Source organism: Amycolatopsis sp. NPDC034160, assembly GCF_055575355.1.
On record NZ_JBVISU010000028.1, the window covers coordinates 1 to 24,163 of the forward strand.

Below are 24,163 nucleotides of genomic sequence, written 5' to 3' on the forward strand. Positions count from 1 at the left end.
CTTCGCAGTCGGACTTGATCTTCGCAAATCCAGTCCTAGCAAGGCTCTCCGTCCCAACTCACCCCACCCCCAAGACCACCACTGAGAAAACCTCATTGGGGACAGGTCGGCTCCCGATTTCCCCTCAATAGAGCCCTCATTGGCACTCACGGCAAGCAATATCTCGACTTCGCCGTGAGAGTAGGGATGAAGCCTTCATGGCCACGCCAGAAAGGACCGCTATTTGAGCAGGGCGAGGAAGAACTTCCGGATGTCCTCGGCGAGCAGGTCCGGCACTTCCATCGCGGCGAAGTGGCCACCGCGCTCGAACTCCGACCAGTGCCTGATGTCGTACAGTCGCTCCGCCAGTGGCCGCACCGACTGCGTGATGTCGTGCGGGAACACCGCCACGCCGAGCGGTACCGGACACGGCACGGTTCCTGTCGGCGCGTCGTGGTGCAGTCGTGCCGACGAAGCCGCGGTGGCGGTCAGCCAGTACAGCGAGATGTCGGTGAGCATCCGGTCGTCGCTGATCGGTGAGCGAGGGTCGGTCCACTGTGCGAAGCGTTCGGCGATCCAGGCCAGCTGGCCGACCGGTGAGTCGGTCAGCGCGTAGCCGATGGTCTGCGGGGTGGCGGCCTGGAGAGCCTGGTACGGCGGGCGGTTCGCCATCAGCCGGCGGACCTTGTCCAGCCGAGCTTCGTCTTCTGCGGACAGTTCGACGTCGGGATCCGGCCGGGTCGGCAGGTAGTTGACGTGCACCCCGATGACCTGGTCGGGCGCCACCGCGCCGAGTGCCGTCGAGATACCCGAGCCGAAGTCGCCGCCCTGTGCGCCGTAGCGGTCGTATCCGAGGCGGTGCATCAGTTCGGCCCAGGCGCGTGCGATCCGGACGATGTCCCAGCCGCGTTCGTGAGTCGGTCCGGAAAAGCCGTAGCCGGGGATGGACGGGATCACCAGGTGGAAGTCCCGCGACAGTGGTCCGATGACGTCGAGGAACTCCAGGAACGAGCCCGGCCAGCCGTGCGTGAGGATCAGCGCGAGCGCGTCCGGGTTCGCTGACCGGACGTGGACGAAGTGGATGTTCTGGCCTTCGATCTCGGTCGTGAAGTGGGGAAGCTCGTTGAGTTCGACTTCGTGGGCGCGCCAGTCGTAGCCGGTACGCCAGTACTCGGCCAGTTCCTTGAGACGCGTCAGTGGGAAGCCGTAGTCCCAGCCGGCGTCGGCGACCTCGTTGGGCCAGCGGGTGCGGGAGAGTCTGTCGTGGAGATCGTCGAGGTCGGCTTGGGGGATGGCGACGCGGAAGGGCTTGATCATGGTCTCGGCTCCGGTAAGTTTCGTTCGGTGCTTAAACGTTTGGTCACCCAACGATACTCCGATCGTTCGGTCGCCCAATGATTCGTTAGACTCGTCACATGGAGCACCCTTCGGAAGAGACGCACGCCAGCTGGCAGGGTCTGCCCAGCTGGCTGCTCACGCAGACCGCGAACCACGCGCATCGCCTGGTGACCGAAGGGTTCTCCGCCTTACACGCGCGGGGCTACCACTACCGCGTGCTGGCGACGTTGGAGGAGTTCGGTCCGGCCAGCCAGGCCACGCTGGGCCGCCGTAGCGGTATCCACGTCAGCGAGATGGTCGCGACGGTCAACGAGCTCGCCGAGCGTGAGCTGGTCGAGCGCGCCCCGGACCCCGGCGATCGGCGGCGCAACGTCGTCTCGCTGACCACGGCGGGCAAGCGGCAGCTGCGGCGCCTGGAGAAGCAGCTCGCCGAACGTCAGGCGGAGCTGCTGGCTCCGCTGTCAGCCGAGGAACGAGAGCGGTTCACTGAGCTGCTGTCGAAGCTGCTGGACCATCACGACCGGCAAGCTTCTCACCCTTAAAAGCCTTGAACGGCCGCAAGGAAGGCTTGGCGAGCGTCGGAAGTGCTGTGCTGAGGCCAGAGGGCCTGAAGGGGTACGTGCACCGGCGGCTGTAGCTCCTTGACCTGGACCGCGCCACCGGCGGCCGGTCCGGGAGAGGCGGTGACGAAAGCGACGCCGTCGGTGTCGAGTACGGCGGTGACCGGGGGTGTGCCCTGGATGGGGCTCCGGTGGACGCGTGGTTCGAATCCCGCGTCCCGGCAGAGGTTGACGAGCAGGTCGGTGTATCCGGACCGGCCGGGGCGTCCCCAGACGGTGATCTCCTCGCCGTCGAGGTCGCTCAGCCGGACTTCGTCGCGTTCGGCGAGCCGGTGTCCCGAGGCGACGGCGATGTTGAGCCGCTGCCGGATCAGGGTGGTGCCGACAAGGCCGTGCGCCGGGGTGAGGGCCCGGCCGAGGCCGAGGTCGAGTTGTCCGTCGAGCAGTTGTGCGGTGAGTTCGTCGGGATAGCGTTGGTGGACGTCGATGACGAGGTCGGGGTCGGGCTGGTGGCTGCGCAGCAGGGCGGTGACCTCGTCGCCGGTGACGGCGGGGGTGTGACCGATGCGAAGTCGTTCGGCTTCGCCCCGGCCGATGCGGCGGGCGCGCTGGACGGCGGAGTCGGCGATGCCGTGCAGGAGGCGGGCGTCGGCGATGAGTGCCTGCCCGGCAGGGAGGACGGTGACCCCGGTGGCGCTGCGCTCGAGCAGGGGGACGCCGACTTCCCGCTCGAGCGTGCGCACCGAGGTCGACAGCGCCTGCTGGCTCAGGTGCAGCCGGGTCGCCGCGCGGGTGAAGCTGCCTTCTTCGGCGACGGCGATGAGGTGGTTCAGCTTGTACAGGTCCAGGCCCACCTCGGGGTCCCCTTCATGTCGGTCTACCGCGTCGTCACCAGCGTATGGAGGACCTGCGGTCACCGCGTGGTGTAGCCGCCGTTCGGGAACATCGTCTGGCCGGTGAACCAGGAGCCTTCGGTGGCGAGAAACCGGATGATGGGCACGATGTCCTCGATGTGGGTGAGCCGGCCGCCCATGGCCTGTGATTGGTGGAATTCGACCCGCTCGGGGGTTTCCTGCGGGTAGAAGAACGGGGTGTCCATCGGGCCGGGTGCGACGACGTTGACGGAGATGCCGCGGTCGGCGAACTCCTTGGCGGCAGCCCTGGTGAAGTGCTCAAGTGGTGCCTTGCCGCCGGCGTAGGTGGAGTAGCCGTCGGTGAAGGCGGCGAGCAGGGAGGTGCCGAGGCTGATGATCTTGCCGTTGTCGGACAGGCGCCGTCCGGCTTCCTGGATGAAGAAGTAAGCCGCTTTCGCGTTGATCGCGAACATGCGGTCGTATTCCTCTTCGGTGGTTTCGAGGATGGGCTTGCGCAGGACCATGCCGGTGGTGTTGACCGCGATGTCGGCGCGGCCGAAGGTGTCGACGGCGGTGTCGAAGAGGCGATGGACGTCGGCGACCCGGGTGAGGTCGCCCTGGACGGCGACGGCTTCGGACCCGGTGCCGCGGACGGTCTCGACGGTTTTCTCGGCGTCGGCCGCCGAGGCGTCCCCGTGGTAGTGGACGACGATCTTGGCGCCGGCTTCACCGAGGGTGGTGGACAGGAGTCCGCCGAGGTTCTTGGCGCCGCCGGCGATGATCGCGACTGTTCCGTTCAGGTGCTGTTCGGTCATGGTTTCGACCGTAGGAGCCGGGGGCGGGCGCTGGGAAACACAAGATCCGGGTGGGGTCACAAGGCCGGGTTGTGGCCTTTCCCACGTGTCGCGGCGTGCGAATATCCCAGATTGAACGGCGGAATCACGCCGAATTGTGGACACTCGTTGCCGTGCTCCGAGAAGTCGATGATCAGCCCGCCGATGCTCCTGTGGTGCCCGAGTCCGGGCGTCGGGCGCGTGTGGTCGAGAAATTTCTCGATCGGCTGGCGTGGTCGCCGTATCCGAAGGCGATCGTGCTTTACCTCGTCATCCGTACGGCCAGTGTCCAGTTGCTCGACCTGTTGGCCGCTCGGCGGGGCATGACGCTGTCGGATCGGCTGACGGCGTGGGACGGGCAGTGGTATCTGCGGCTGGCGGTGCACGGGTACGCGGATCTGCCGGGGACGTTGGACGCGGCGCGGCAGCCGTATTCGGACGCGCCGATGGCGTTCTTCCCGCTGTATCCGAAGTTCGTCGAGGCGGTGATGTGGCTCGGCGTGGACGTCGTCACGGCGGCGCTGACGGTGTCGGTGCTGGCGGGTCTGGTGCTGGCGTGCGGGTTGATCCGGATCGGGCGTGCGGTGTCGGCGGATCGGGGTGACCGGACGGGGTTGCTGTTGGTGGCGTTGTGGGCCGGGGCGCCGATGGCGATCGTGTTCTCGATGGCTTACACGGAGGCGGTGTTCTGCGCGTTCGCGGTGTGGGCGCTGGTCGGGGTGCTTGAGCGGCGCTGGGTGCTTGCCGGGTTGTGCGCGTTCGCGGCCGGGTTGTCGAGGTCGACGGCGGTGGTGCTGGTCGCGGTGGTGGTCCTCGCGGCGTTGGTCGCGGCGTTCCGGCGGGCCGAGGAGCGGTTGCCCGCGCTGCTGGGTGCGATGGTCGCGCCGTTGGGGGTGGCGGGGTATCTGGGGTTCGTCGCGTACCGGACGGGGAGCTGGACGGGCTGGCAGGACATCGAGTTGCGGGGCTGGAACACGGAGTTCGATTTCGGGGTGGAGACCTGGGAGTCGGTGCTGGCCCGGTTGACCGCGGACGAGTCGGTGTTCAGCACGCTGACGGTGTTGTTCCTGCTGGGCGCGGTGGCGCTGGTGGTGGTGGCGGTGTGCACGCGGGTGCCGTGGCCGTTGACGCTCTATGGCCTCGGTGTGCTGTTGCTGGCGATCGGTACGCGGGGGTTGCCGGATGCGAAGATCCGGTTCATCTTGCCGGCGTTCCCGGTGTTGATCCCGCTCGCGATCGGGTTGTCGAAGCGGCGGACGGGGACGGCCGTGGCGGCCTCGGTCGCCTGGGTGGTGCTGGGGGCGTGGTTCTCGGCGCATGCGCTGACGGCGTGGCGGTACGCGATCTAGCTCGCTTGCCGGGTCCGGTGGTCGGCGACGTGGACCCTGGTGGCGCAGCGGGTGGAGCAGAATCGGCGGCGTCCGTTGCGGGAGACGTCGACGTAGACGGTGTCGCAGCTCTCTCGGGAGCAGACGCCGAAGCGGTCCGGGGCGTCGCAGACGAGGTGGGCGAGTCCGCCCGCGGTGTAGGCGCGGACCCGGGAGACGGTTCCGGCGTGCGCGTCGACGTAGTGCAGGTGGGGTGCTTTGCCCTCGTGGGTGGAGATGTAGGGCTTGGACGCGGAGTCGTGGAGGAGTGCGTTGACCAGGTCGACGCGTGCCGTCGGGTCCGCCTCGAAGACCTGCCGGAGCTTTCTGGTCCAGGTGACGACCTCGCTCGCTTCGTGTTCGAGGACGGCGGCGACGGTCATGCGGTCTTTGAAGATGGCGGTCAGTTCGGCCGGTCCGGCGGTGTCGCCCAGGTTGACCAGGTCGGCGGCGATTTGAGCCGCCGCTCCGCCGTAAGGGTTGAAGTGCATTAACTCATTACAGCACGATCGGGGTATGGAATCGAACAAGTGCCCGCGGTGTGGGTGGCCGCTGGCCGAACTGCCCGGAAGTACGGCCAAGTCCCAGCAGGTCTCCCAGGGGAGGCTGGAGTACGTGCGGTGTCTGTGTGGGAGCTGGCTCGCGCGGGTCGACGGTGTCGTGATCGGGGCGACGAAGTCCCAGCTGGGGCAGGTTCAGTTCTGACGGTGGCGCGCGTCGGCGAGCAGTTGCGCGAGGGCGTGCACGGGTGAGGTCTCCAGCTTGTGCCGGTGCGCGTCGTACCGGTCGCGGGTGGTGCGGATGTCGGCGTGGCCCAGCAGGTCCTGGACTTTCTGGACCGGGACGTCGTTGGCCAGCAGCAGGGTTCCGGTGGTCCGCCGCGCGGTGTGCGGGGAGATGGTGTTCGCGGCGTCGAGTCCGGCGGCGCGGGCCTGTGTCCGCAGGAGGAACCAGACGTCGCGTTGCGCCAACGGCTTTCCGCCGGGTTTGGTGCCGTCGTAGCGGTGGGGCATGGTCGCAAGCAGCGGGCCGGTCAGCTCGTCGGGTCGGACGCCGACGCGGGCGGCGCGCAGGTCGAGGTAGCGGCGCAGCGGGTGCTGGGCGGCGGGGACGAGCGGGACGAAGTCGCGGTGGCCGCCTTTGGCGGTGTAGCGCAGGATCGTGTGCCCGGCGTCGGTGTCCAGGTCGCGCACAGTGGCGGTGGTCAGGCCGGAGACGCGAAGGCCGGTGTAGAACAGGATCGCGACGACGGCGGCGTCGCGCCAGGACGGTTCGGTGTCGTTGGCGCGGGCCCGGTTCTCCATGTGGTTCAGCAGTTTCGCCGTCGATTCCCCGTCGAGTGCGGGCAGTGGCGGGGTTTTGCCGGTCTTGGGCCGGTTGACCGCGGAGACGGGGTTGCGGTCGGCGACGTCGTTGGACTGCAGGTACCGGTACCAGCTGGAAATGCCGGCGAGGGTGCGCGCGACGGTGGAGTCGGCCGCGGGCCTGGGCAGGCCGTCTCTGCCGGTGACGGTGAGGGTGTTCTTCCAGGCGTCGACGTCGGCGCGGCGGGCCTGAAGCGGGTCGAGTCCGGTGCGGGCGCACCAGCCGAGCCAGGCGGAGAGGTCGGCGTAGTAGGCGCGACGGGTGTGGTCGGTCTTGTCGGTCTCGAGCCAGAGTGCGGTGATGTGCCGGATCGCGTACCGGTCCAGGGGGTCGGCCGGGGGAAGCGCGGGCAGCAGCGCGACGGCTTCGGCGAGGACCTGTCGCCGGTTTTCGGCCCTGGTTTCCGGCAGGTGCGGCATGGCGGGCACGAGTTCGGCGGACATCGCGATCATCCTAACGCAGAGCGACCTCTCGCGATGGAGAAGCCGGTCCTCCGGAACGGGGTTTGTTTCCACTATTGACAAGATCGTAATCGGCCCCATATTTTTCTGCTCGTCACGTTGATGACTACTGGGGATTGGGGGAAGCACAATGAAGGCCGTTCGTTTCTTCACGCGCTCGGTGCTGCGCAGTATGCGCAGCAAGGAGTCGGGCTGGTTGATCTACTACATGGACTACTGAGCCTGAGTGTTTTCCGGTTGCGGCGGCGGTCTCGGATCGCCGCCGCAACCGTCTTTTCTGGGGGAGTCATGCATACAGTCGTCGACGGCGTCCCGGGTGGCTTGATGGCCGATCCGCTGGGGCATCTGCTGGCGTGGGACCGGGCCGGGAAGCCGCCGGTGGTCCTGTTCGAACCGGGTCGTTATCTGGTCTCCGACGCGGAGCTGGTCCGCACGGTCCTCGCGAGCACGACCGAGCCTTTCGAGGCTCGCGCGGCCACGCTGGGGGCGGCCTCGGACTGGATCCCGGGGTCGGAGAAGAGCCGTCCGGTGAACGCCGCCATCGCGCGGGAACTGGACACCGTGCTGCGTTCGCTGCCGAAAGAGCGCATCGCGGAGGAACTGACGGCCGCGATGGGCGGTGAGGTCTGGCCCGCGGCGGTCTCGGAGCTGTACCTGCGGTTGTTCGGTGAGCGGCTGCTGCCCGACCTGTCGCCGTCCGCTCGCAAGGCGCTGAACCGGGCGCTGTCGTTCTCGAACCGGCGTGACCGGGACAAATCCGCCGTTCTCGCGCTTCGGCGTCGCGTCGCGCACAGCCGGGCGGATGCCGCGCTCCACCGGTGGGCGTCGGACCGGGACGGCGATACCGGTTTCCAGAAGGCCATCCACGACACGGTCAAGTCGATGGACGATGTCGCGCTGATGCTGCACGGCCTCATCGGGGCGATCTGCCGGGCGACCGCGATGGTCATCGCGTGGTGTGTGCTGCTCGACAGCGGTTGGCGGATCGGACTGCCCGCCGGTACGACGCTGACCAGGGGAGCGCTGAGCGACCCGGTGGAGAACCGGGTGCGTGAGGCGTTGCGGCTGTGGCCGACGGCCTGGTTGATGTCCCGGAAGGCCACCGTCCCGATCGAGGTCGGCGGCGTGGCGTTGTCACCGGGCGAGCGGCTCTATCTGTGCACTTTCCTCCTGCATCGGGATCCGCGGGTGTGGAATGACGCCGACGAATACCTGCCCGCGCGCTGGGAAAATCCGCCGGAGGGGTACAAAGCGGTCTATCTTCCCTACGGTTTCGGGGCGGCCGCGTGTGTCGGCTCGCGTTTCGTGAACCAGGCGACGGCGCGGGTGCTGGAATGCTGGAGTGAATTGCCGCCCGCGAAAATCGAGCTGCGGAAAGAGAATCCGGTGATGGGGCCGATTCTGGCCCCGCCGGAATTCCGATTCGCCGGGGCTCAGGTGTAATAACCCTCCACCGGCACACGGGCCTCGTCGTACAACGCCGGACCTTCCAGGCGCACGGCCGGTGCGGTTGAGGGTGGTTTGAGGGCGTTCACCTGCTCCCCGGAAAGGGCGAACACCACCCGTCCCAGGCCCGAGCGTTCGATGGCGCCCTGGCACATCCCGCAGGGCTGGCAGCTGGTGTACATCGTCGTCGCGGCCGCGGCGGCCGGTTCGAGTTCGCGTGCGGCCCAGACGGCGAGTTTCAGTTCCGGGTGCAGGCTGATGTCCGATTGGGACACCGTCGTGTTGTGGTCCTCGGCCAGCACCGTGTCGTCGGGCCCGACGAGCAGTGAGCCGAAAGGCGGGTCGCCGTCGGCGCGGGACTTCGCGGCCAGCTCGATGGCGCGGCGGAGGAACTTCTCGTCTTCTTCGGTCATGATCGCTCCTGTTCTGGCCGGTAGCGGCCCAATTCCCAATGTGCGGCGACGGTCGCCAGTGCCTGCCAGGCGGCTTCCGGGCGGAGGGTCTCTTCGGGGTTCCCGGAGAACGGGTCGAGTACGACCGTCTCGGCGCCGAGGAGACGAAGGCGGTCGAGGTCGTCGACGATCTGCTCGATCGTGCCTTCCCCGGCGAGCCGGTCGGGCCCGGTGACCGGGCGGTCGGTGACGTTCAGCAGGATCCGCGGGGTGAACGCGGGGACGGGCCGGTCTTGCGCGTCGGCGATGGTCTTGACCCTGGTGAGCGCTTCGGTGAGCCAGGGGAGGCTGGTCCGCAGCGGATGCCAGGCGTCGCCGACCCGGACGGCGCGGCGGATCCCGGCGTCACTGTTGCCGCCGACCCAGATCGGGATGTCACCGGCGCGGTAGTCGGAGTCGTTCGCCCAGGCGGCGCGGACGGCGTCGAGGTGGTCGTCGGTCAGCCGTCCTCGCTTCTCGAACGGGACGTCGAGCGCTTCGAACTCCTGGCGCGCCCATCCGGACGCGACGCCCAGCACGAGCCGTCCGCCGCTGAGCTGGTTGAGGTTCGCGGCCATGCGCGCGATCAGCAGGGGATGCCGGTACGGGACGATGAGCACGGTGGTGCCCAGCCGGATCCTGTCCGTCACCCCGGCGAGCCACGACAGCGTCGTGAACGGCTCGTAGAACGGCGCCGGATACTGCTCGGCGACGTCGGGGGTGATCGCGACGTGGTCGGACACCATGAGCAGGTCGTAGCCGAGGCCTTCGACGGTGGTGGCCCAGCCGCGGAGGATTCCGGGGTCGGTCCCCGGGCCGAAATTCGGGACGTTGACACCAATTTGCACAGGTCAAGGCTATCGGTGCCGGACGGATACCGGGAAGAGATCATTCCCGGTGTAAAGGCGGTTGCGCCGTGGATCTGCCGGTAATCTGGCGCGATGACCGAGACTCTCGACGCGACGGACTGGGCGATCCTGGTCGAGCTGCAGAAAGACGGCCGTCTCCCGCTCACCGAGCTGGGAAAGCGGGTCAGCCTGAGCGCGTCGGCCACGACCGAGCGGGTCAAGCGGCTGGAGTCGGCTGGGGTGATCACCGGCTATCGCGCCGACGTCGACCTCGAGAAGGCCGGGTACGTGGTACTCGCGGTGGTGCGGCTGAAGTATCCGGGCAGCAAGCACGCGCCGCTGCACAAGCTGCTGGCCGAGCGCACCGAGATCCTCGAATGCCTCCGCACGACCGGTGACGACTGCTACGCGCTGAAGATCGCGGCGCCGTCGATGGGGCGGCTTGAGGAGATCGTCAACGAACTGGCGCTGTTCGGGAGCACCAACACCAACATCGTCTACAACCAGACGCTGCCCTATCGGGGGCCGCAGGGCCCGTGACGGCACCCTCCGGCTCCCGATAGCAGCCTCGTCGCCGGACTAGCGCACGTCGCCCTCGCCGAACCACCGGCGCAGCGCCCCGCGCAGCTCCTCCTGATCTTCACCGGCCCACGCCACGTGGCCGTCCGGCCGCAACAGCATCGCGGGCACCACCAACTCCTCGCTGACGTCGACGACGTGATCGACGCGGTCTCCCCAGTCCTGCACCGAAAGCCGCCCGGTCTGGTCGAGCAGCAGGCCGCGGCCGCTGTGCATGAGCCCGTAAAGGTGCCCCTGTTTCAGAGTGACGTCCCGCATCCGGCGGCCCAGCAGTTCGTGTCCGTCGCCGAAGTCGTAGCGGATCGCGGTCGCGGTGATCTTCTCGGTGAGGAACAGGCTCACGTCCTCGAAGTCCATGAGTTCCGCCAGCAGCCGCCGGACGGCCTGTGACCCCGGATCGAGCGACATCAGCTGCATCTGCGCGCGGGTGTTGTCCAGTACGGCGGCGGCCACCGGGTGCCGTTCGGTGTGATAGGTGTCCAGCAGGTCTTCCGGTGCCCAGCCGTTGACCGCGGCGGCCAGTTTCCAGCCGAGGTTGAACGCGTCCTGGACGCCGAGGTTGAGCCCCTGCCCACCGACCGGCGGGTGGATGTGCGCCGCGTCGCCCGCGAGGAACACGCGCTCTGCCCGGTAGCGCTCGGCCAGCCGCGTGGCGTCGCCGAAGCGGGAGAGCCAGCGTGGCGAGTGCACGCCGAAGTCGCTGCCCGCCACGGCTTTGAGCTGCCGTTTGACCTCGTCGAAGGTCGGCGGGACGCGGGGATCCTCGGCCAGTCCTTCGGCGGGCACCCCCACCCGGTACACCCCGTCACCGAGCGGGGAGAGACCGAACCGCAACTGGGTCTTGCGGACCTCGGTCATCACGGCGAGCACCGTGTCCCAGTCCTCGGTCAGTTCCATCTCGCCCAGCAGCGTCTCGGCGGTGGCGGGCTCACCCGGGAAGTCGATCCCGAGGAGCTTGCGCACCGTGCTGCGACCGCCGTCGCAGCCGACGAGGTAGCGCGAGCGGAGTGTCGTCCCGTCGGAGAGTTCGACGTCGACGCCGTCCTCGTCCTGCCGCAGGCCGACCAGTTCCCGACCGCGCCGGATGTCGACGCCCACCTCGGCGGCGTGTTCGCTCAGCAGGCGGTCGGTGAGGGTCTGCGGAATGGCGAGAATGTAGGCGTGGGCGCTGTCCAGCGGCGGCGCCGATTTCGGAATGCCCGCGAAGGAGCCGCCGACGGGGTGCTTCGTGCCGTGTTCGAGGAAGCGCTCGAGCAAACCTCGCTGGTCCATCACCTCGATGCTGCGTGCGTGCAGGCCCATGGAGCGGACGACCTTGGTCTGTTCCGCGTCCTTCTCCACGACGACCACCTGGACGCCGTGGAGTCGCAGTTCGGCGCCCAGCATCATGCCGGTCGGTCCGCCGCCGGCGATGATCACGTCGATCAAGATTTCCCCCGATTGTCGAGCCCGTGTTGTCCGGCGGGGATTCTGCGGCATGACAGGGGTCTTGCCGCAAGCCCCCTGGTGCGCTATACGTTAAAAGTGGCAGGGAGTGTCGATCTCTCTGCCTTCGTCATTTCAGTCCGCCGTGGACGGACAAACCCCCGTGGGATTCAGCGCGTGTGGTGTGACCTGTGACGAACATGTTCGCTCCGAACTTGTTCGTGACGAACATGTTCGTTACGGTGGGGTCATGGCACCTGAGAAGAGCCGTCGGGAACGACCGGCCAAACCCGCGCTGACCCGTGACGGCATCGTGGCCACGGCGGTCGGGATCCTGCGTGAGGAAGGCCTGAGAAAGGTCACGATGCGTCGCCTGGCGCAGGAACTCGACACCGGCGCGGCCTCGCTCTACGTCTACGTCCGCAACACCGCCGAGCTGCACGCGGCGATCCTGGACGAACTGCTGGGCACGATCGCCCAGCCGTCGTCCGGTGGCGGCTGGCGTGACCGGCTCGAACAGCTGCTGACGGCCTACACGGCGACGCTTCTCGAGTACCCCGGTCTCGCGCTGTCGGCACTGGTGGCCCGTCCGAGCGGGAAGAACTACCTCCGCCTGGTCGAGACCATGCTCGCCCTGCTCGCCGAGGGCGTCGTGCCGCCCGAGCGGCGCGCCTGGGGTATCGACGTCCTCCTGCAGTACGCGACGGCGACCGCGGCCGAGCACGCCGACGAGGAATCGCCGGCGGAATGGGACGCGCTGGCCCGCGCCGTGCGTGACGCCGACGAGACGACCCACCCGCAGATCGCCGCACACGCGGCAGACCTGCTCAGCGGACAGCCCGCCCAGCGGATGTCGTGGGGCATCCGGGTGCTGATCACCGGAATCACCGGCACCGCCGTGCCCACCGAAAGGAACCTGACATGACCACACACCACCCCATCGCGATCATCGGCGCCGGCCTCGGCGGACTCACCCTGGCCCGCGTCCTGCACGTCAACGGCATCGAGGCGGCCATCTTCGACCTCGACGCGTCGCCGTCCGCCCGGACACAGGGCGGCATGCTCGACATCCACGAGGAATCCGGCCAGGAAGCACTCCGCGCCGCCGGTCTCCACGATGAATTCCGCGCGCTCGTCCACCCTGGCGGCGAAGCCGTGCGCATCCTCGATCAGCACGCGGTCGTGCACCACGAGGAGACCGACGACGGTGACGGCGGCCGTCCCGAAACAGCCCGCGGCGACCTGCGTGAGCTCCTGCTCGGCTCCCTGCCCGAGGACACCGTGCGCTGGGGCGCCAAGGTCACCGGCGCACGTCCGCTCGGCGGCGGCGCGCACGAGGTCACCCTGGCCGACGGCGCCGTGTTCACCACCGAGCTGCTCATCGGCGCGGACGGCGCGTGGTCCAAGATCCGCCCCCTGGTCTCCGATGCCTCTCCGTCCTACGAAGGCGTGTCCTTCGTGGAAGTCCACCTCCACGACGCCAACACCCGCCACCCCGAGAGTTCCGCGCTCGTCGGAGGCGGCATGTTGTTCGCACTCGGTGCGGGCAAAGGCTTCCTGGGACACATGGACTCCACCGGCAGCCTCCACATCTATGTCGCGCTCACAACCGCCGAAGACTGGATCTCCACGATCGACTTCGGGGACACCGCCGCCGCGAAGGCCGCGGTGCTGGAGCACTTCGACGGCTGGGACGCGGGCCTGCGCGCACTGATCACCGACGCGGACGGCGACCTGACGCCGCGGCCGATCCACGCACTGCCGATCGGTCACCGCTGGGACCGGATCCCCGGTGTCACCCTCCTCGGCGACGCCGCCCATCTGATGTCACCGTTCGCCGGCGAGGGCGCCAACCTCGCGATGCACGACGGAGCCGAACTCGGCCTGGCCCTCGCCGCTCATCCCGGCGACACCGAAGCCGCCCTCCACGTATACGAGAAGGCGTTGTTCCCGCGCAGCGAAGCTTCGGCCGCCGAGTCCGCCCGAAGCCTCGACCTCTGCTTCGCCGACGACTCTCCGAAGCCTCTGCTGGATCTGTTCGCCTCGTACCGCTAGACAACCGCCGTCCTGGACCACCGCTCGACGCGACGTGATCGGCCCGGCTCAGACCGGTTCGTGCTGGGTACGTCGGGCGTAGGCCCGGGCGGCGCGCGCCCGGTCACCGCAGCGGACCGAACACCACTGACGACGGCCGTTGCGCAGGAAGAACCGGTTGCACGGCGCTGATCCGCAGGCGGCGAGCCGTTCGGCGTCCGGCCCGGTGAGCAGGTCGGCGGCGTTCGCCGCGAGCGCGGCCAACGCGTGTTCGACGATCTGGGTGACCGGATGCGGCGCGATGCGGCACAGTCCCTGGACCGGGTCCCAGGTCAGCAGTGCGGCGGTGGGCGCTTTGCTCAGCGCGTCGTTGACGGCGTCGAGGGCGCGCTGCGGGGCCGGCTCCGCACAGGACATCGAGGCGAACAGCACCCGCACCTGTTCACGCAGCGACCGGATCTGCGCCGCGCACATCTCCTGTAAACCGGTGCCGGGCGGGGCGAAACCGTGCTCGACGAGCCAATGTGTCGCGGCGTCCGGAGTACCGACCTGGTCGATGACCTGCCCGCCGGGCAGCGCGATGGCGGTGTTGGCGAAGGCGAGCGCGACATAGTGCTCCGTCCCCGGGGCGGGCGGCAGGAGGGCGGTGTCGGCGTAGTCGTCCACGTCCTCATGGTAAGCGGTGAGTTCAACCATGAGAAAGCCTCACGGATCACCTTGCACTTTTCCGTGAGGGTCCCTAGGGTTACTCACGGAAAGAATAAGATCTATCCGTGAGGTGGGTAATGGCAGTAGGCGTGAACCCGATCAGCGACCGGCTCTCCGTCCAGGTCGTCGGCGGACCGACGGCCCTGATCGAGTACGGCGGCCTGCGGTTCCTGACCGACCCGACCTTCGACGAGCCCGGCGGCTACCCGCGGCCCGGTGGCAGGCCCGGCCTGCGCAAGACGGCGCCGCCCTCGGTCAAGGCGGCCGACCTCGGCCCCATCGACGCGGTCCTGCTGTCCCACGACGAGCACGCCGACAACCTCGACAACTCCGGCCGGGCACTGCTGGCCGAAGTGCCACTGACGCTCACCACACCCAGTGGCGCGGGCCGCCTGGGTGGCACGGCGAAGGGGCTCGCGTCGTGGGAACCGGTCGAACTGACCCGCCCTGACGGGGGAGTCGTGACCGTGACCGGCGCACCCGCGCTCCACGGACCGGAAGGCGCGGAGAAGGTCACCGGAGAGGTCGTCGGTTTCGTGCTGACCGCCCAGGACCTGCCGACGGTCTACGTCAGTGGCGACAACGCCTCACTCGACGTGGTCCGGGAAGTCGCCGAACGGTTCGGCCCGATCGACACCACCGTCCTCTTCGCCGGGGCCCCACGACTGAAGGACGTCTTCGACGGCTCCCCGCTCGTACTCGACAGCGCCATGGCCGCGGAAGCCGCGAAGATCCTCGCCGCCCGCACGGTGGTTCCCGTCCACGTCGACAGCTGGGACCACTTCACCGAGAACCGCGACGACTTCGTGGCCGCGTTCACCGCCGCAGGCCTGGCCGACCGCCTGCGCCTCGGCTGAGGTCCCGGCGCCGCTCACGGTAGCTTTCCGGGCGCAGGCAACGATCACTCCGGACGAGCGAAGGAAGATCCACCATTCCCACCACCACAGCACAGATCCCCACGCCGGACGGTCAGGCCGACGCCTTCGCCGCCTTCCCCGACGACGACGAACGGCATCCAGGCGTCCTCTTGTACCCGGACGCTTTCGGGCCACGCCCCGTTCTCCGCGAGATGGCCCTCGAACTGGCCGGGCACGGGTACTACGTCCTCGTCCCCAACGTCTTCTACCGGCACGGCCCCGCACCGGTGATCGACCTGCCCGCGCACATCACCGCCGAAAACCGGGCCGACGTCTTCGCCGCCCTGATGCCGTTCCTCAAGGCCCACACCACCGAACATGCCTTGCGCGACGCCGAGGCCTACCTCGATTTCCTCACCAGCCGGCCGGAGGTGAGCGCCGGACCGGTCGCCGCGATCGGCTACTGCATGGGCGCGGTCCTCGCGATGCGCACCGCGACCACCCACCCCGCCCAGGTGGCGGCCGTCGCCGGATTCCACCCCGGCGCCCTGGTCACCGACGCGCCCGACAGTCCGCACCGCCAGGTCCCCGGCCTCACCGCCGAAGTCCACCTCGGCCTCGCCGAAAACGACATGACACCCGAGGCCATCACCGAACTCAGCCAGGCCTTCGACACCGCGGGCGTCGGCTACACCTGCGAGATCTACCCCGGCACAGTCCACGGTTTCACCATGGCCGACACCGACGCCTTCGACGACGCCGGATCGCGACGCCACTGGGAACGGCTGCTCGCCCTCCTCGACCGAATCTTGCGCTAGGGCCGCTTCGCGACGGCGGCGACAACGGCGAAGATCGCGGTCAGCGTGCCGAAGAACGTGCCCAGCCCGACGGCGATGCCGGTGACCTTGTGGAACCCGAACACGAAGTCGAACTGGGCGTTGAAACTCACGCCGTGCACCAGCGGTGAAAAAACGAGGTTCATGATCACGAAGAACACGTTGACGGCGCCCAGCGTCCACGCGCCCGAGACCGTGCGTGCGAAGGTGAACACGGCGAGGAGCACCAGCAAGCCCGCCGAGCAGAACCCGGCGATCACGTTGATCCGCACCACGCTCGGCCAGGGCTCCGGGGTGTTGTTCGCCAAGATGTTGGCGACGGCGAACCAGACGAACAAACCAGCGGTGAGCAGCGCCAGCAGACCCGCGAGCGCGGAGGCGACCGCGTTGGCGCGCAACCGTACGGGTGCGCCGAACTGCTGGGGATATTGAGGGGTAGGGCAAATATGGCGTGACAGGGTCCTGTGGCGCGAGGGCTCGCCGGGGGATTCAGCGGCGTCCCCAGTACATGATGGCCCCCTTCCTTGCGCCTAGCGCAAGGAAGGGGGCCATCATGTACTTCGAGGGTTCGCGCCGGGCATGGCTCGCTGCCGTGGCGGCTGGCGCGGGGAGTAGCTGACTGCAACCAGTAGCGAAGGCCTCCTTCGCTACCTTCAGGGTAAGCAAGGGGACCTTCACGGCACCGAGCCGATCACGCCATATTTGCCTTACCCCTCAATAACCCGGTGGCGGGTAGCCCTGTTGCGGATGACCGTGTGGTGGATTCGCCTGGTGTGGCTGCATTCGCAGCAGGTTAGTGGGGTGAGTGTGCGGAGCCGACGCGGGACAGCCCGGCCGTGCCATATTAGGCCATATGCCTACCGCGGAAAACGACTACGACACGTTCGCCGAAGCGTATGCGGCCGAGAACGAGACCAGTCTCAACAACGCCTACTACACGCGGCCCGCGATCCTGGACCTGGCAGGTGACGTGGCAGGACGGCGAATCCTCGACGCCGGGTGCGGGGCAGGTCCGATTTTCGCGGACCTGCGGGACCGGGGCGCCATCATGACCGGCTTCGACTCCAGCGCCAAAATGGTGGAACTCGCCCGCGAGCGGCTCGGCCCCGACGCGGCCCTGCGAGTCGCCGACATGAGCGAACCGTTGCCGTATCCCGACGACGCGTTTGACGACGTCGTCTCCGCACTGGTGCTGCACTATCTCGAAGACTGGGCCGCGCCGCTGGCCGAAATCCGGCGCGTGCTGAGGCCGGGCGGCCGGCTGATCCTGGCGGTCAATCACCCCTTCATCTTCAAACTGCTGTATCCGGAAGCCGACTACTTCGCGACCGTCAAGTGGTCCGACGAGTACACCTTCAACGGCCAGAAGGCAGTGCTCACCTACTGGCACCGGCCACTGCACGCGATGAGCGACGCCTTCACCGCGGCCGGCTTCCGGACCGCCGTCATCAGCGAGCCCTACCCGGCACCAGGTGCCCGGGAGCGGTTCCCCGACGAGCTCGCCGGGAAGACCGCCTTTCTGAGTTTCCTGTTCTTCGTGCTCGAGGCCGTCTGAACGACCTCAGCGGAGTCGCGGTGCTTGCCTGAGCCCAACGCACACATTTCTTGACGAACTCTTCGGGACGCCGGTCAGCGGCCTGCCGACGGCATGGCCGCTGACCAGGCAAAACGCTCTCAGATCGCCGCTGAGCGCCGAAACCCGACCGCCCGGTGTCATCACCCCGGCGAAGGTCGGTCCATCCGGGCGCGTTGGCGATTCACCGGGACCCCAGTTTTCGCGCCCTCAAATCGGTCGGCGACAGCCGACCGAACCCGTCGGCGATCCATGTCCGCCGATGCTCAGTCATAAGGGGCATTATCACGGGTCATCATCCGTCCGTTGGTTTCGCGAACTAGCGACGCGAAACAGGTTTAACGTATCGCGTATACCCCGAATAGAGCTGGATGCACGGGCTCGCAACGGCAAGTAAGTGGGCTGACTTGCCGTGGACAGCGCGGGAAGACTCCGGACCCTTCACGGGCTGGGACCGACGAGCGATGAGGCCGGTGGGCATGACGAAGAGAGGCCTAGGAGCCGACCCAGACAATTACGAGAGATCGAAGGGGGCGGGGTGGTGGCCTTCCCAGATGTGGCGGGATGCCTGTTCGGGGTAGGGCAGAGTCTTCGACTCGGTGTCCAGGACGCGGGTGAGTTGCGCTGAACCCACTCCAGCGCCGCGATCTGGTCGAGAAATCCGCGGTTGGGCGGCACATCGTCGAGGAACGCGAATCCCTCCGCGCCCACGCGGCAGTTGATGGTCACCACGACAACTCCCGCCTCGGCCAGCGCTGCCGGGTCATACATCGGATCGCTCGACGCCGCGAGAGGTAGCCGCCCACGGGGATCCACACCAGCACCGGCAGTCCCGCCGCGCCGGGATCCGGAGTGCCGACGTTGAGTGTCAGCCAGTCGGTGCCCTGCGGGGGCACGTCGATCGGCAGTGACAGCGGCACCACGGGGCCGAACTCGACCGCCTGCCTCGTCCCCTCCCAGCGGTGCGGCGGCACGGGCGCGGCGAAGCGGAGCGCTCCGACCGGGGGCTGGGCGTAGGGGATGCCGCGGAACACCGCGTGCCCCTGCCGCCGGCGCCCCTGCACCACGCCTTCCGTGGTTCGTACCTTCGGCTGTTCGGACATGACGGTTCCTTTCCTCGAATGAGCCCCAGGTTTATGGGTCAGGTGTATTATGTCAACTGTATTGGAATAGTCTCGGGATACGAGGGAGGGACCGGCGATGCCGAAACAGGTGGATCACCGCGGACGCCGCGAAGCGATCGCCCGCGCACTGTGGCGGGTGGTGGAGCAGCGCGGCGTTACCCAGCTGACGATGCGCGTGGTGGCGCAGGAGGCGGGCATGTCACTCGGGCAGCTGCAGCACTACTTCGCCTCCCGGACTGCCATGCTCTCCTTCGCCATGGATTTCGCGTCCGAACAGACCTCGGTGCGCATACACCAGGGGCTCGAAAAGCTCGGTGACCGTCCGCACCCCCGTGACGTGCTGCGACTGACGCTCGCGGAAATGCTTCCCTTACATGCCGACGCCCGCGCGACCAGTTGGATGAGCGCCGCCTACGTCCTGGAGGCACTGCACGACGAGGCCGTGCACGAGCAGGCGCGCCGCGGCCTCGTCCAAGGACGGGCCCTCGTCGAGCAGCTGGTCCGCCAGGCGATCGCCGACGGGCACATCGACTCCGGTCGCGACCCGGTGACCGAGACCAACCTGCTCCTCGCCCTTACCGGCTTCACCTCCCTGATCGAACTCGACGTGATCGAGCCCCAGGACGCGCTCGCCGCGATCGACGTGCATTTGGACCGGCTGTTCAGGAGTGCGTGACCTGCCCTCGGACACGGGGGCAGGTCGGGACAAGATCAGCTCCAGTCCGGCCGCTGGCTCACCACGCCAGGCATCTGCGACGGACCATGCGGCGAGGCACCCACCAGCCGTAAGGTTCGATCAGGGAAGGACTTTGCCGAGCTTGTGCAGACCCTCGGTGATCCCATCTTCGATGCGCCGGTAGGTGTCCGCACCGGTGACGAGGCTGTCCGCGATGCCACCGACCGCGTCCACCCCCGCCGTGAGCCGGTCGCCCGCCACGGAGAGGCGTTCGGTCAGCGTGTCGCTGAACGTGGTGGCGGCGGGAACCTCGCCCAGCAGGTGCGCCACCAGTTGCAGCCGCGACATCGCACCTGCCGCGCCTTTCAACGTCGACGTCGCCTCGTCCAGGACACCCGCGGCACCGACCAGCGAATCGGGATCGGTTTCATATCCGGCGTCGCCGGGGGAGAGCGCACCGTCCGGGTCGAGGCCGAGCTCTTCCAGGGAGATCCTGGTCAGCTCAGGCTCATCCCACTTCGAACCCGGGTTCTTCTGATAACCGTAGGCGCCGGATTCGTGCGCCAGCACGATCTCCCCGTCGATCTCGACGGCTTCCTCGACACCGTGCGAGTCGTAGCCGTCGTCGTTGCCCGGCTCGCCGCCCTTCAGCTCGATCTCTTCGCGATCGTTGAAGTCGTACCACTCCGGCGTCCGGTCTTGCTTGTAGAACTTGCCGCTGTGCCCGTCGGAGGAGGAGAAGATGAACTCGTCGTCACGGACGACGACTCCCTGGACGTTGTTCGGTGTCTCGATCGGGTCTCCGGCTTTGTCCGGCTGGGGTGAGCCGTTCTCGCCGACGGGGACTTCGTAGAGCCGGTTGTTGGTGTAGTCGCCCACGAAGAGCTTGCCCTGGGCGTAGGTGACATAGCTGTGGGCGGGCGTCGCGACCACGTCCACGGCTTCGACCGGTCTGCCGCTGTCCTGTGCGGCGTCGAGTTCGGCCTTGTCGTAGACGTAGACGTGCCCGTTGGACGACACCCAAACGTGCTTTCCGTCCGTCGCGACACCACCGGTATGGGTGGGCGCGCCTACCTCGCCGTTGCCATTGAGGTAGACGTTCCCCGTTTCCCGGCCCGTCTCGTAGTCGACATAGGTGAGCCTGCTCGGTGTCAATCCCGGGCCGATCGGGTTGTCGCCGGACCCGTCTCCGTCGCCGTCGTGGTACGAGCCCACGAGCAGGTTCTCACCGTCGTAGGCCAATCCCTGGGATGTCCACGGCTGTCCGGGATCGACGCCGCTGATGTCGGCGTTGCCGTCGCTGTCCCAGCCGCCGTCGGTCGTGGCCGCCAGCGTGGTCAGCTTGCTTTCGTAGGTGTGCTGAGCGGCGGTCAGTGCCCGGACGGTCCGCATGGCGATTTCCGGTGCTTCGGCGAGGTCGCTCAGGCCGAGCTTGCGCCACGGTGCGATGGCCGCCTCTGCCGACGTGCGCAGCGCCGAGTACGCCTTCGCGGCGCCTTTGACGGCGGACTCAGCGGTGTGGAGCTGTTCGTAGACCTCGGCGACGGCCCGCGAGGACTCTTTCGCCTTGCCGACGAACTCCGCGGCCGCCGTACCGCGCCAGGACCGTGCCGCCCGCAGAGCGCCATCGGAGATGCCGTCCGCGACGGTCTGCAACGAGGCCCTGGTATCGGCGATGGAGGCACCGACCTGGGCGATGCCCGCCGCGTCCCCCGAGGTGAGCTTGGCGTAGAGCGGTTCGGGATCAAGGAACGGCATCGGCTTCTCCTCGGGCAACCCCTGGTCAGGGTGGGTCGTGCGCGTTCAGACGCCGCCAAGCGGACACCGGTTCCCCCACATCACCCACCCCGCCACCATTCAGGACAGCATGCCGCCGTCGACCCGCAGGACCGTGCCGGTCACATAGGAGGCGCGGTCGCTCAGCAGCCACGCCGCGGCCTCGGCGACCTCCTCGGGTTCGGCCACGCGCCCCAGCGGGGTGCGCGCGTTGAGCTGGTCGAGGATGCCTGGCGAACTCTCGACCCACTCGGTGAACATCTCGGTCAACGTCGTGCCGGGGGCGACGGCGTTGATGCGGATCCCTTCCGGGCCGTAGGTGGTCGCGGCCGAGGCGGTGAGGCTGTTGACACCACGCTTCATCGCCCCGTACGCGGGCAGTTCCGGGTTGGCCATCAGGCTGCCGACGCTGGTGTTGTTGACGATGGCCCCGGTCTTCGCGGTGGCCCGGATCGCTTCGATCTCGGCGACCATCGACAGCCACGGCCCCTTGAGGTTCACCGCGTAGATGCGGTCGAAATCGGCCTCCGCCACCTGATCCATCGGCCCGGGCGGCACGTTCGTCGCGCCGTTGTTGAACGCGACGTCGAGCCTGCCGTGCAACTCCACGGCACGGCCGACGGCCGCGCGGACGCTCGTCGCGTCGCCGAGGTCGCACACCACGTGGTCCGCGACGCCGCCTGCCTCACGGATCTCCTCGGCCACGGCCTTCAGCTGCGACTCGGTGCGGGCGGCGAGCACGACGCGGGCACCCTCCCTGGCGAACAGCCGCGCGGCGGCGGCGCCGATACCGCGCCCGGCACCGGTGATGAAGGCGACCTTGCCGTCCAGCAGGCCCGAAACAGTCGTTGTGGTGGTCATGGCACCGAGAGTTCACCGGCACCGAAGACGTATCCAGGCATCGGCGGTACCTGGCTGGGGCTCGGCGATCGTCCACACTGGAGGGGTGGACAGAGCACAACTGGCGGACTTCCTGCGCGGCAGGCGCGAGCGGATCACCCCGGCCGACGTGGGCCTGCCCGCCGGGCCACGCCGCCGCACGCCGGGACTGCGCCGCGAGGAAGTGGCGCAGCTGGCGTTCATCTCGACCGAGTACTACACGCGGCTGGAGCAGGCTCGCGGTCCCCGGCCCTCTCGCGAGGTGCTGGGCGGGCTGACCAGGGCGCTGCGGCTGTCGGACGTGGAACGCGACCACCTGCATCACCTCGCCGGTGCGCCGCCGGGACCACCGCCCGGTCCGTCCCGTGAGGTCCGGCCGAGCATCCTCGCGCTGCTGCGACGTCTTCCGCTCGCAGCGGCGATCGTGCTGTCCGCGACCTACGAGGTGCTCGCCTGGAACGACCTCGCCGCCGCCCTGATGGAGGACTTCTCCGCCCTGCCACGCCGCGACCGCAACCTCGTGCGCCGCGCGTTCCTCGGGCCACGGCCGGAGGGAAGACGGCTGTACGGGGTGTCCGACGCCGACGAGTTCGCCGCGAGCGCGGTCCGGAACCTGCGGGCCACCGCCGGCCGCTACCCCGACGATCCCGAACTCACCGCGCTGATCCGCGAACTGCGCGACGGCAGCGAGGACTTCGCCCGGCTGTGGGCGGCGCACGAGGTCTGCGCCGCGCCCACGCTGTGCAAGACGTTCCGGCACCCGGTGGTCGGCCCGGTCAGCGTCAACTGCGACGTCCTCGACATCAGCGACCGGGATCAGCAGGTCGTGATCTACACCGCCGACCCTGGTACTCCGTCGGAGAACGCGTTGCGGCTGCTATCGGTCGTCGGGACGCAGCGAATGGACGTCGCGCGCTGAGCCTTTTGTAGGTTCCCTCGATACCAGTGGATCGAGCCGCAGCGCGATCGCCAGCGCGAAACGGCCGGCCGGGTCGTCGATCGTGCCGCCGAAGAGCGTCCGCAGTTGCCGGATCCGGTACCGGACGGTCTGGACGTGGACATGCAGTTCGACCCCGATCGCCTGCGGCTGGTCCGGTCGCGCGAGCCACACGGAGAGGGTCGCGGTCAGCCGTTGCCGTGCCGGTTCGGGCAGACCGGCCAGCGGGGCGAGGACGTCCTTCGCGAACTCGGCGGCGAGTTCCGGATCGGCGGTCAACAGCAGGTCGATGCGGTGATCGGTGGTGTGGACGAGGGCGCTGTCGCCGAGAGCACCGGTTCTGGCCAACCGCCACAACGCGCTCGCCCGCCTGGCGCTGAGCGTGGCCGAGCGGAGCGGTACCACCGGACCGACCCCGGCCTGGTCACGGCCGAGCAGGTCCCGCAATCGGCCGAGATACCACTCGAGCCGGTCGGCGGGCATGACCACCGCCGTGAGGTCGTGGTGCCGCCCGATCAGCACCCGGCCCGGCATCCGGTCCAGCAGGCGCGGCGCGACCTCTGCGCTGGTGACGGCGACGATGAGCCGGTCGGGCAGCACCCACGCCGCCTGGCTCGCGGCGTCCTCCAGCACGTCGCGGGCGGTCACCGGTTCGGCGAGCAGGAGACCGAGGAGCCGGTCCCGTCGCGCCTGCCCGGCCCGCGCCGCCTGTGACCGCGCTTCGGCGTATCCGTCGGCGGCCGCGGCCGAGAGTTCCGCGATGAAGGCGAAAAGCGCTTCACCGAGTTCGACGATCGCCTGGGTCGGCAGGTCCACGGCCGGTGCCGCCGAGGTGAGCTGCCGCCACACCCCGAGCGCGGCCGACTGGTAGAAGCCGAGCATCTCCTCCAGGCTGCGGCCGGAGTTGTGCTGGGCCCGGCCCTGGGCGCGGTAGACCTCGCGGTCGGTGGTGACGTCGGGATGGCCGATCTCGCTGAAGAAGGCGCCCAGTGCGACGTCGAGGGTGCGTTGCAGGTTCGCCGCCGTCCGGTGGTCCAGCGGGATCCGCAGCCCGGCGCGGATCTGGTCCATCGCGGCCGACGCGATCGCGGCGGTGTCCGGCTCCAGCCGGGTGAGCACCGAGGCGTCCAGCCGGCGCCACGGCTGTGCCGACGGCGTAGTCATAGAGGCAACCTATAAAACTCCGATCAAGAACGCGCGCCTCCGTCCTAGTGGTCCACCCACTTCCCGGCGGACGCTGCTCGCAGCATTCGACGACGCGTGCAGGAGGCGGCAGT

The 24,163-nt window shown here is 68.5% G+C and carries 27 protein-coding genes; 12 read left to right on the forward strand and 15 right to left on the reverse strand.

What is annotated here, in order from left to right; all coding sequences use genetic code 11:
• Window positions 1-219 precede the first annotated feature (219 nt).
• The gene (locus tag ACZ54P_RS35640) at window positions 220-1,296 is read right to left on the reverse strand and encodes an epoxide hydrolase family protein (RefSeq protein WP_465466015.1); all 1,077 of its coding nucleotides are present in this window, start codon (window positions 1,294-1,296) and stop codon (window positions 220-222) included.
• Window positions 1,297-1,394: 98 nt separating this feature from the next.
• On the opposite strand from ACZ54P_RS35640, the gene ACZ54P_RS35645 reads away from it, so the two are divergent.
• Window positions 1,395-1,859, forward strand: a complete 465-nt coding sequence (locus ACZ54P_RS35645) for a MarR family winged helix-turn-helix transcriptional regulator (protein WP_465466016.1) — start codon at window positions 1,395-1,397, stop codon at window positions 1,857-1,859.
• On the opposite strand, the gene ACZ54P_RS35650 is transcribed toward ACZ54P_RS35645, so the two are convergent.
• Together ACZ54P_RS35650 and ACZ54P_RS35655 are read right to left on the reverse strand one after the other, a co-directional pair.
• Window positions 1,856-2,731 (reverse strand): LysR substrate-binding domain-containing protein, encoded by an 876-nt coding sequence (locus ACZ54P_RS35650; RefSeq protein WP_465466017.1) that lies wholly within the window; start codon window positions 2,729-2,731, stop codon window positions 1,856-1,858. The two genes, ACZ54P_RS35645 and ACZ54P_RS35650, sit on opposite strands and share 4 nt — an antisense overlap.
• Before the next feature lie 59 nt (window positions 2,732-2,790).
• Window positions 2,791-3,546 (reverse strand): SDR family oxidoreductase, encoded by a 756-nt coding sequence (locus ACZ54P_RS35655; RefSeq protein ID WP_465466018.1) that lies wholly within the window; start codon window positions 3,544-3,546, stop codon window positions 2,791-2,793.
• 152 nt (window positions 3,547-3,698) lie between these two features.
• Between ACZ54P_RS35655 and ACZ54P_RS35660 the strand changes: the two genes are divergently transcribed.
• Window positions 3,699-4,913 (forward strand): hypothetical protein, encoded by a 1,215-nt coding sequence (locus ACZ54P_RS35660; protein WP_465466019.1) that lies wholly within the window; start codon window positions 3,699-3,701, stop codon window positions 4,911-4,913.
• Here the strand turns inward: ACZ54P_RS35660 and ACZ54P_RS35665 are convergent.
• Window positions 4,910-5,422, reverse strand: coding sequence for a CGNR zinc finger domain-containing protein (locus ACZ54P_RS35665; RefSeq protein ID WP_465466020.1), 513 nt, complete (start codon window positions 5,420-5,422; stop codon window positions 4,910-4,912). The genes ACZ54P_RS35660 and ACZ54P_RS35665 overlap by 4 nt on opposite strands.
• Window positions 5,423-5,447: 25 nt before the next feature.
• Between ACZ54P_RS35665 and ACZ54P_RS35670 the strand changes: the two genes are divergently transcribed.
• Window positions 5,448-5,636: a hypothetical protein gene (locus ACZ54P_RS35670; protein WP_465466021.1), complete on the forward strand. Its 189-nt coding sequence runs from the start codon at window positions 5,448-5,450 to the stop codon at window positions 5,634-5,636.
• On the opposite strand, the gene ACZ54P_RS35675 is transcribed toward ACZ54P_RS35670, so the two are convergent.
• Window positions 5,627-6,739, reverse strand: coding sequence for a tyrosine-type recombinase/integrase (locus tag ACZ54P_RS35675; RefSeq protein WP_465466022.1), 1,113 nt, complete (start codon window positions 6,737-6,739; stop codon window positions 5,627-5,629). The two genes, ACZ54P_RS35670 and ACZ54P_RS35675, sit on opposite strands and share 10 nt — an antisense overlap.
• Before the next feature lie 306 nt (window positions 6,740-7,045).
• Here ACZ54P_RS35675 and ACZ54P_RS35680 point away from each other — a divergent pair, with 306 nt between their 5' ends.
• Entirely contained in the window at window positions 7,046-8,200 is a 1,155-nt protein-coding gene (locus ACZ54P_RS35680; protein ID WP_465466023.1) for a cytochrome P450, read from the forward strand.
• Here the strand turns inward: ACZ54P_RS35680 and ACZ54P_RS35685 are convergent.
• Window positions 8,191-8,616, reverse strand: a complete 426-nt coding sequence (locus tag ACZ54P_RS35685; protein ID WP_465466024.1) for a nucleoside deaminase — start codon at window positions 8,614-8,616, stop codon at window positions 8,191-8,193. The genes ACZ54P_RS35680 and ACZ54P_RS35685 overlap by 10 nt on opposite strands.
• The gene (locus ACZ54P_RS35690) at window positions 8,613-9,482 is read right to left on the reverse strand and encodes a TIGR03619 family F420-dependent LLM class oxidoreductase (RefSeq protein WP_465466025.1); all 870 of its coding nucleotides are present in this window, start codon (window positions 9,480-9,482) and stop codon (window positions 8,613-8,615) included. Before ACZ54P_RS35690 ends, ACZ54P_RS35685 begins: the two co-directional genes overlap by 4 nt.
• Window positions 9,483-9,575: 93 nt before the next feature.
• Between ACZ54P_RS35690 and ACZ54P_RS35695 the strand changes: the two genes are divergently transcribed.
• Window positions 9,576-10,022 carry an Lrp/AsnC family transcriptional regulator gene (locus ACZ54P_RS35695; protein ID WP_465466026.1) on the forward strand — a complete coding sequence of 149 codons (447 nt, stop codon included), beginning with the start codon at window positions 9,576-9,578 and terminating at the stop codon, window positions 10,020-10,022.
• A gap of 39 nt (window positions 10,023-10,061) precedes the next feature.
• On the opposite strand, the gene rox is transcribed toward ACZ54P_RS35695, so the two are convergent.
• Window positions 10,062-11,489, reverse strand: a complete 1,428-nt coding sequence (gene rox, locus ACZ54P_RS35700) for a rifampin monooxygenase (RefSeq protein ID WP_465466027.1) — start codon at window positions 11,487-11,489, stop codon at window positions 10,062-10,064.
• A gap of 247 nt (window positions 11,490-11,736) precedes the next feature.
• On the opposite strand from rox, the gene ACZ54P_RS35705 reads away from it, so the two are divergent.
• Together ACZ54P_RS35705 and ACZ54P_RS35710 are read left to right on the forward strand one after the other, a co-directional pair.
• The gene (locus ACZ54P_RS35705) at window positions 11,737-12,411 is read left to right on the forward strand and encodes a TetR/AcrR family transcriptional regulator (protein ID WP_465466028.1); all 675 of its coding nucleotides are present in this window, start codon (window positions 11,737-11,739) and stop codon (window positions 12,409-12,411) included.
• A complete protein-coding gene (locus tag ACZ54P_RS35710) occupies window positions 12,408-13,541 on the forward strand; it encodes an FAD-dependent oxidoreductase (RefSeq protein WP_465466029.1) in 1,134 nt (377 codons plus the stop codon). The genes ACZ54P_RS35705 and ACZ54P_RS35710 overlap by 4 nt, the downstream gene beginning before the upstream one ends.
• 48 nt (window positions 13,542-13,589) lie before the next feature.
• Here the strand turns inward: ACZ54P_RS35710 and ACZ54P_RS35715 are convergent, their stop codons facing one another.
• Window positions 13,590-14,216 (reverse strand): CGNR zinc finger domain-containing protein, encoded by a 627-nt coding sequence (locus ACZ54P_RS35715; protein ID WP_465466030.1) that lies wholly within the window; start codon window positions 14,214-14,216, stop codon window positions 13,590-13,592.
• Between the two features lie 89 nt (window positions 14,217-14,305).
• On the opposite strand from ACZ54P_RS35715, the gene ACZ54P_RS35720 reads away from it, so the two are divergent.
• On the forward strand, window positions 14,306-15,085 hold the full coding sequence (locus ACZ54P_RS35720; protein ID WP_465466031.1) for an MBL fold metallo-hydrolase: 780 nt from the start codon (window positions 14,306-14,308) through the stop codon (window positions 15,083-15,085).
• Window positions 15,086-15,159: 74 nt separating this feature from the next.
• Window positions 15,160-15,903, forward strand: a complete 744-nt coding sequence (locus ACZ54P_RS35725) for a dienelactone hydrolase family protein (RefSeq protein ID WP_465466107.1) — start codon at window positions 15,160-15,162, stop codon at window positions 15,901-15,903.
• On the opposite strand, the gene ACZ54P_RS35730 is transcribed toward ACZ54P_RS35725, so the two are convergent.
• The gene (locus ACZ54P_RS35730; protein WP_465466032.1) at window positions 15,900-16,319 is read right to left on the reverse strand and encodes a hypothetical protein; all 420 of its coding nucleotides are present in this window, start codon (window positions 16,317-16,319) and stop codon (window positions 15,900-15,902) included. The genes ACZ54P_RS35725 and ACZ54P_RS35730 overlap by 4 nt on opposite strands.
• Window positions 16,320-16,774: 455 nt before the next feature.
• On the opposite strand from ACZ54P_RS35730, the gene ACZ54P_RS35735 reads away from it, so the two are divergent.
• A complete protein-coding gene (locus tag ACZ54P_RS35735) occupies window positions 16,775-17,476 on the forward strand; it encodes a class I SAM-dependent methyltransferase (RefSeq protein ID WP_465466033.1) in 702 nt (233 codons plus the stop codon).
• A 459-nt stretch (window positions 17,477-17,935) separates the two neighbouring features.
• On the opposite strand, the gene ACZ54P_RS35740 is transcribed toward ACZ54P_RS35735, so the two are convergent.
• Window positions 17,936-18,265 (reverse strand): carboxylesterase family protein, encoded by a 330-nt coding sequence (locus ACZ54P_RS35740; protein ID WP_465466034.1) that lies wholly within the window; start codon window positions 18,263-18,265, stop codon window positions 17,936-17,938.
• Entirely contained in the window at window positions 18,220-18,597 is a 378-nt protein-coding gene (locus ACZ54P_RS35745; RefSeq protein ID WP_465466035.1) for a carboxylesterase family protein, read from the reverse strand. Before ACZ54P_RS35745 ends, ACZ54P_RS35740 begins: the two co-directional genes overlap by 46 nt.
• Window positions 18,598-18,694: 97 nt before the next feature.
• Here ACZ54P_RS35745 and ACZ54P_RS35750 point away from each other — a divergent pair, with 97 nt between their 5' ends.
• Window positions 18,695-19,294 carry a TetR/AcrR family transcriptional regulator gene (locus ACZ54P_RS35750; RefSeq protein ID WP_465466036.1) on the forward strand — a complete coding sequence of 200 codons (600 nt, stop codon included), beginning with the start codon at window positions 18,695-18,697 and terminating at the stop codon, window positions 19,292-19,294.
• Between the two features lie 120 nt (window positions 19,295-19,414).
• On the opposite strand, the gene ACZ54P_RS35755 is transcribed toward ACZ54P_RS35750, so the two are convergent.
• Together ACZ54P_RS35755 and ACZ54P_RS35760 are read right to left on the reverse strand one after the other, a co-directional pair.
• A complete protein-coding gene (locus tag ACZ54P_RS35755) occupies window positions 19,415-21,052 on the reverse strand; it encodes a WXG100 family type VII secretion target (protein ID WP_465466037.1) in 1,638 nt (545 codons plus the stop codon).
• A gap of 99 nt (window positions 21,053-21,151) precedes the next feature.
• A complete protein-coding gene (locus ACZ54P_RS35760) occupies window positions 21,152-21,931 on the reverse strand; it encodes an SDR family NAD(P)-dependent oxidoreductase (RefSeq protein WP_465466038.1) in 780 nt (259 codons plus the stop codon).
• 85 nt (window positions 21,932-22,016) lie between these two features.
• Here ACZ54P_RS35760 and ACZ54P_RS35765 point away from each other — a divergent pair, with 85 nt between their 5' ends.
• Window positions 22,017-22,868 carry a helix-turn-helix transcriptional regulator gene (locus ACZ54P_RS35765; protein ID WP_465466039.1) on the forward strand — a complete coding sequence of 284 codons (852 nt, stop codon included), beginning with the start codon at window positions 22,017-22,019 and terminating at the stop codon, window positions 22,866-22,868.
• Here ACZ54P_RS35765 and ACZ54P_RS35770 read toward each other — a convergent pair.
• On the reverse strand, window positions 22,827-24,050 hold the full coding sequence (locus ACZ54P_RS35770; protein WP_465466040.1) for a PucR family transcriptional regulator: 1,224 nt from the start codon (window positions 24,048-24,050) through the stop codon (window positions 22,827-22,829). The genes ACZ54P_RS35765 and ACZ54P_RS35770 overlap by 42 nt on opposite strands.
• Window positions 24,051-24,163 lie beyond the last annotated feature (113 nt).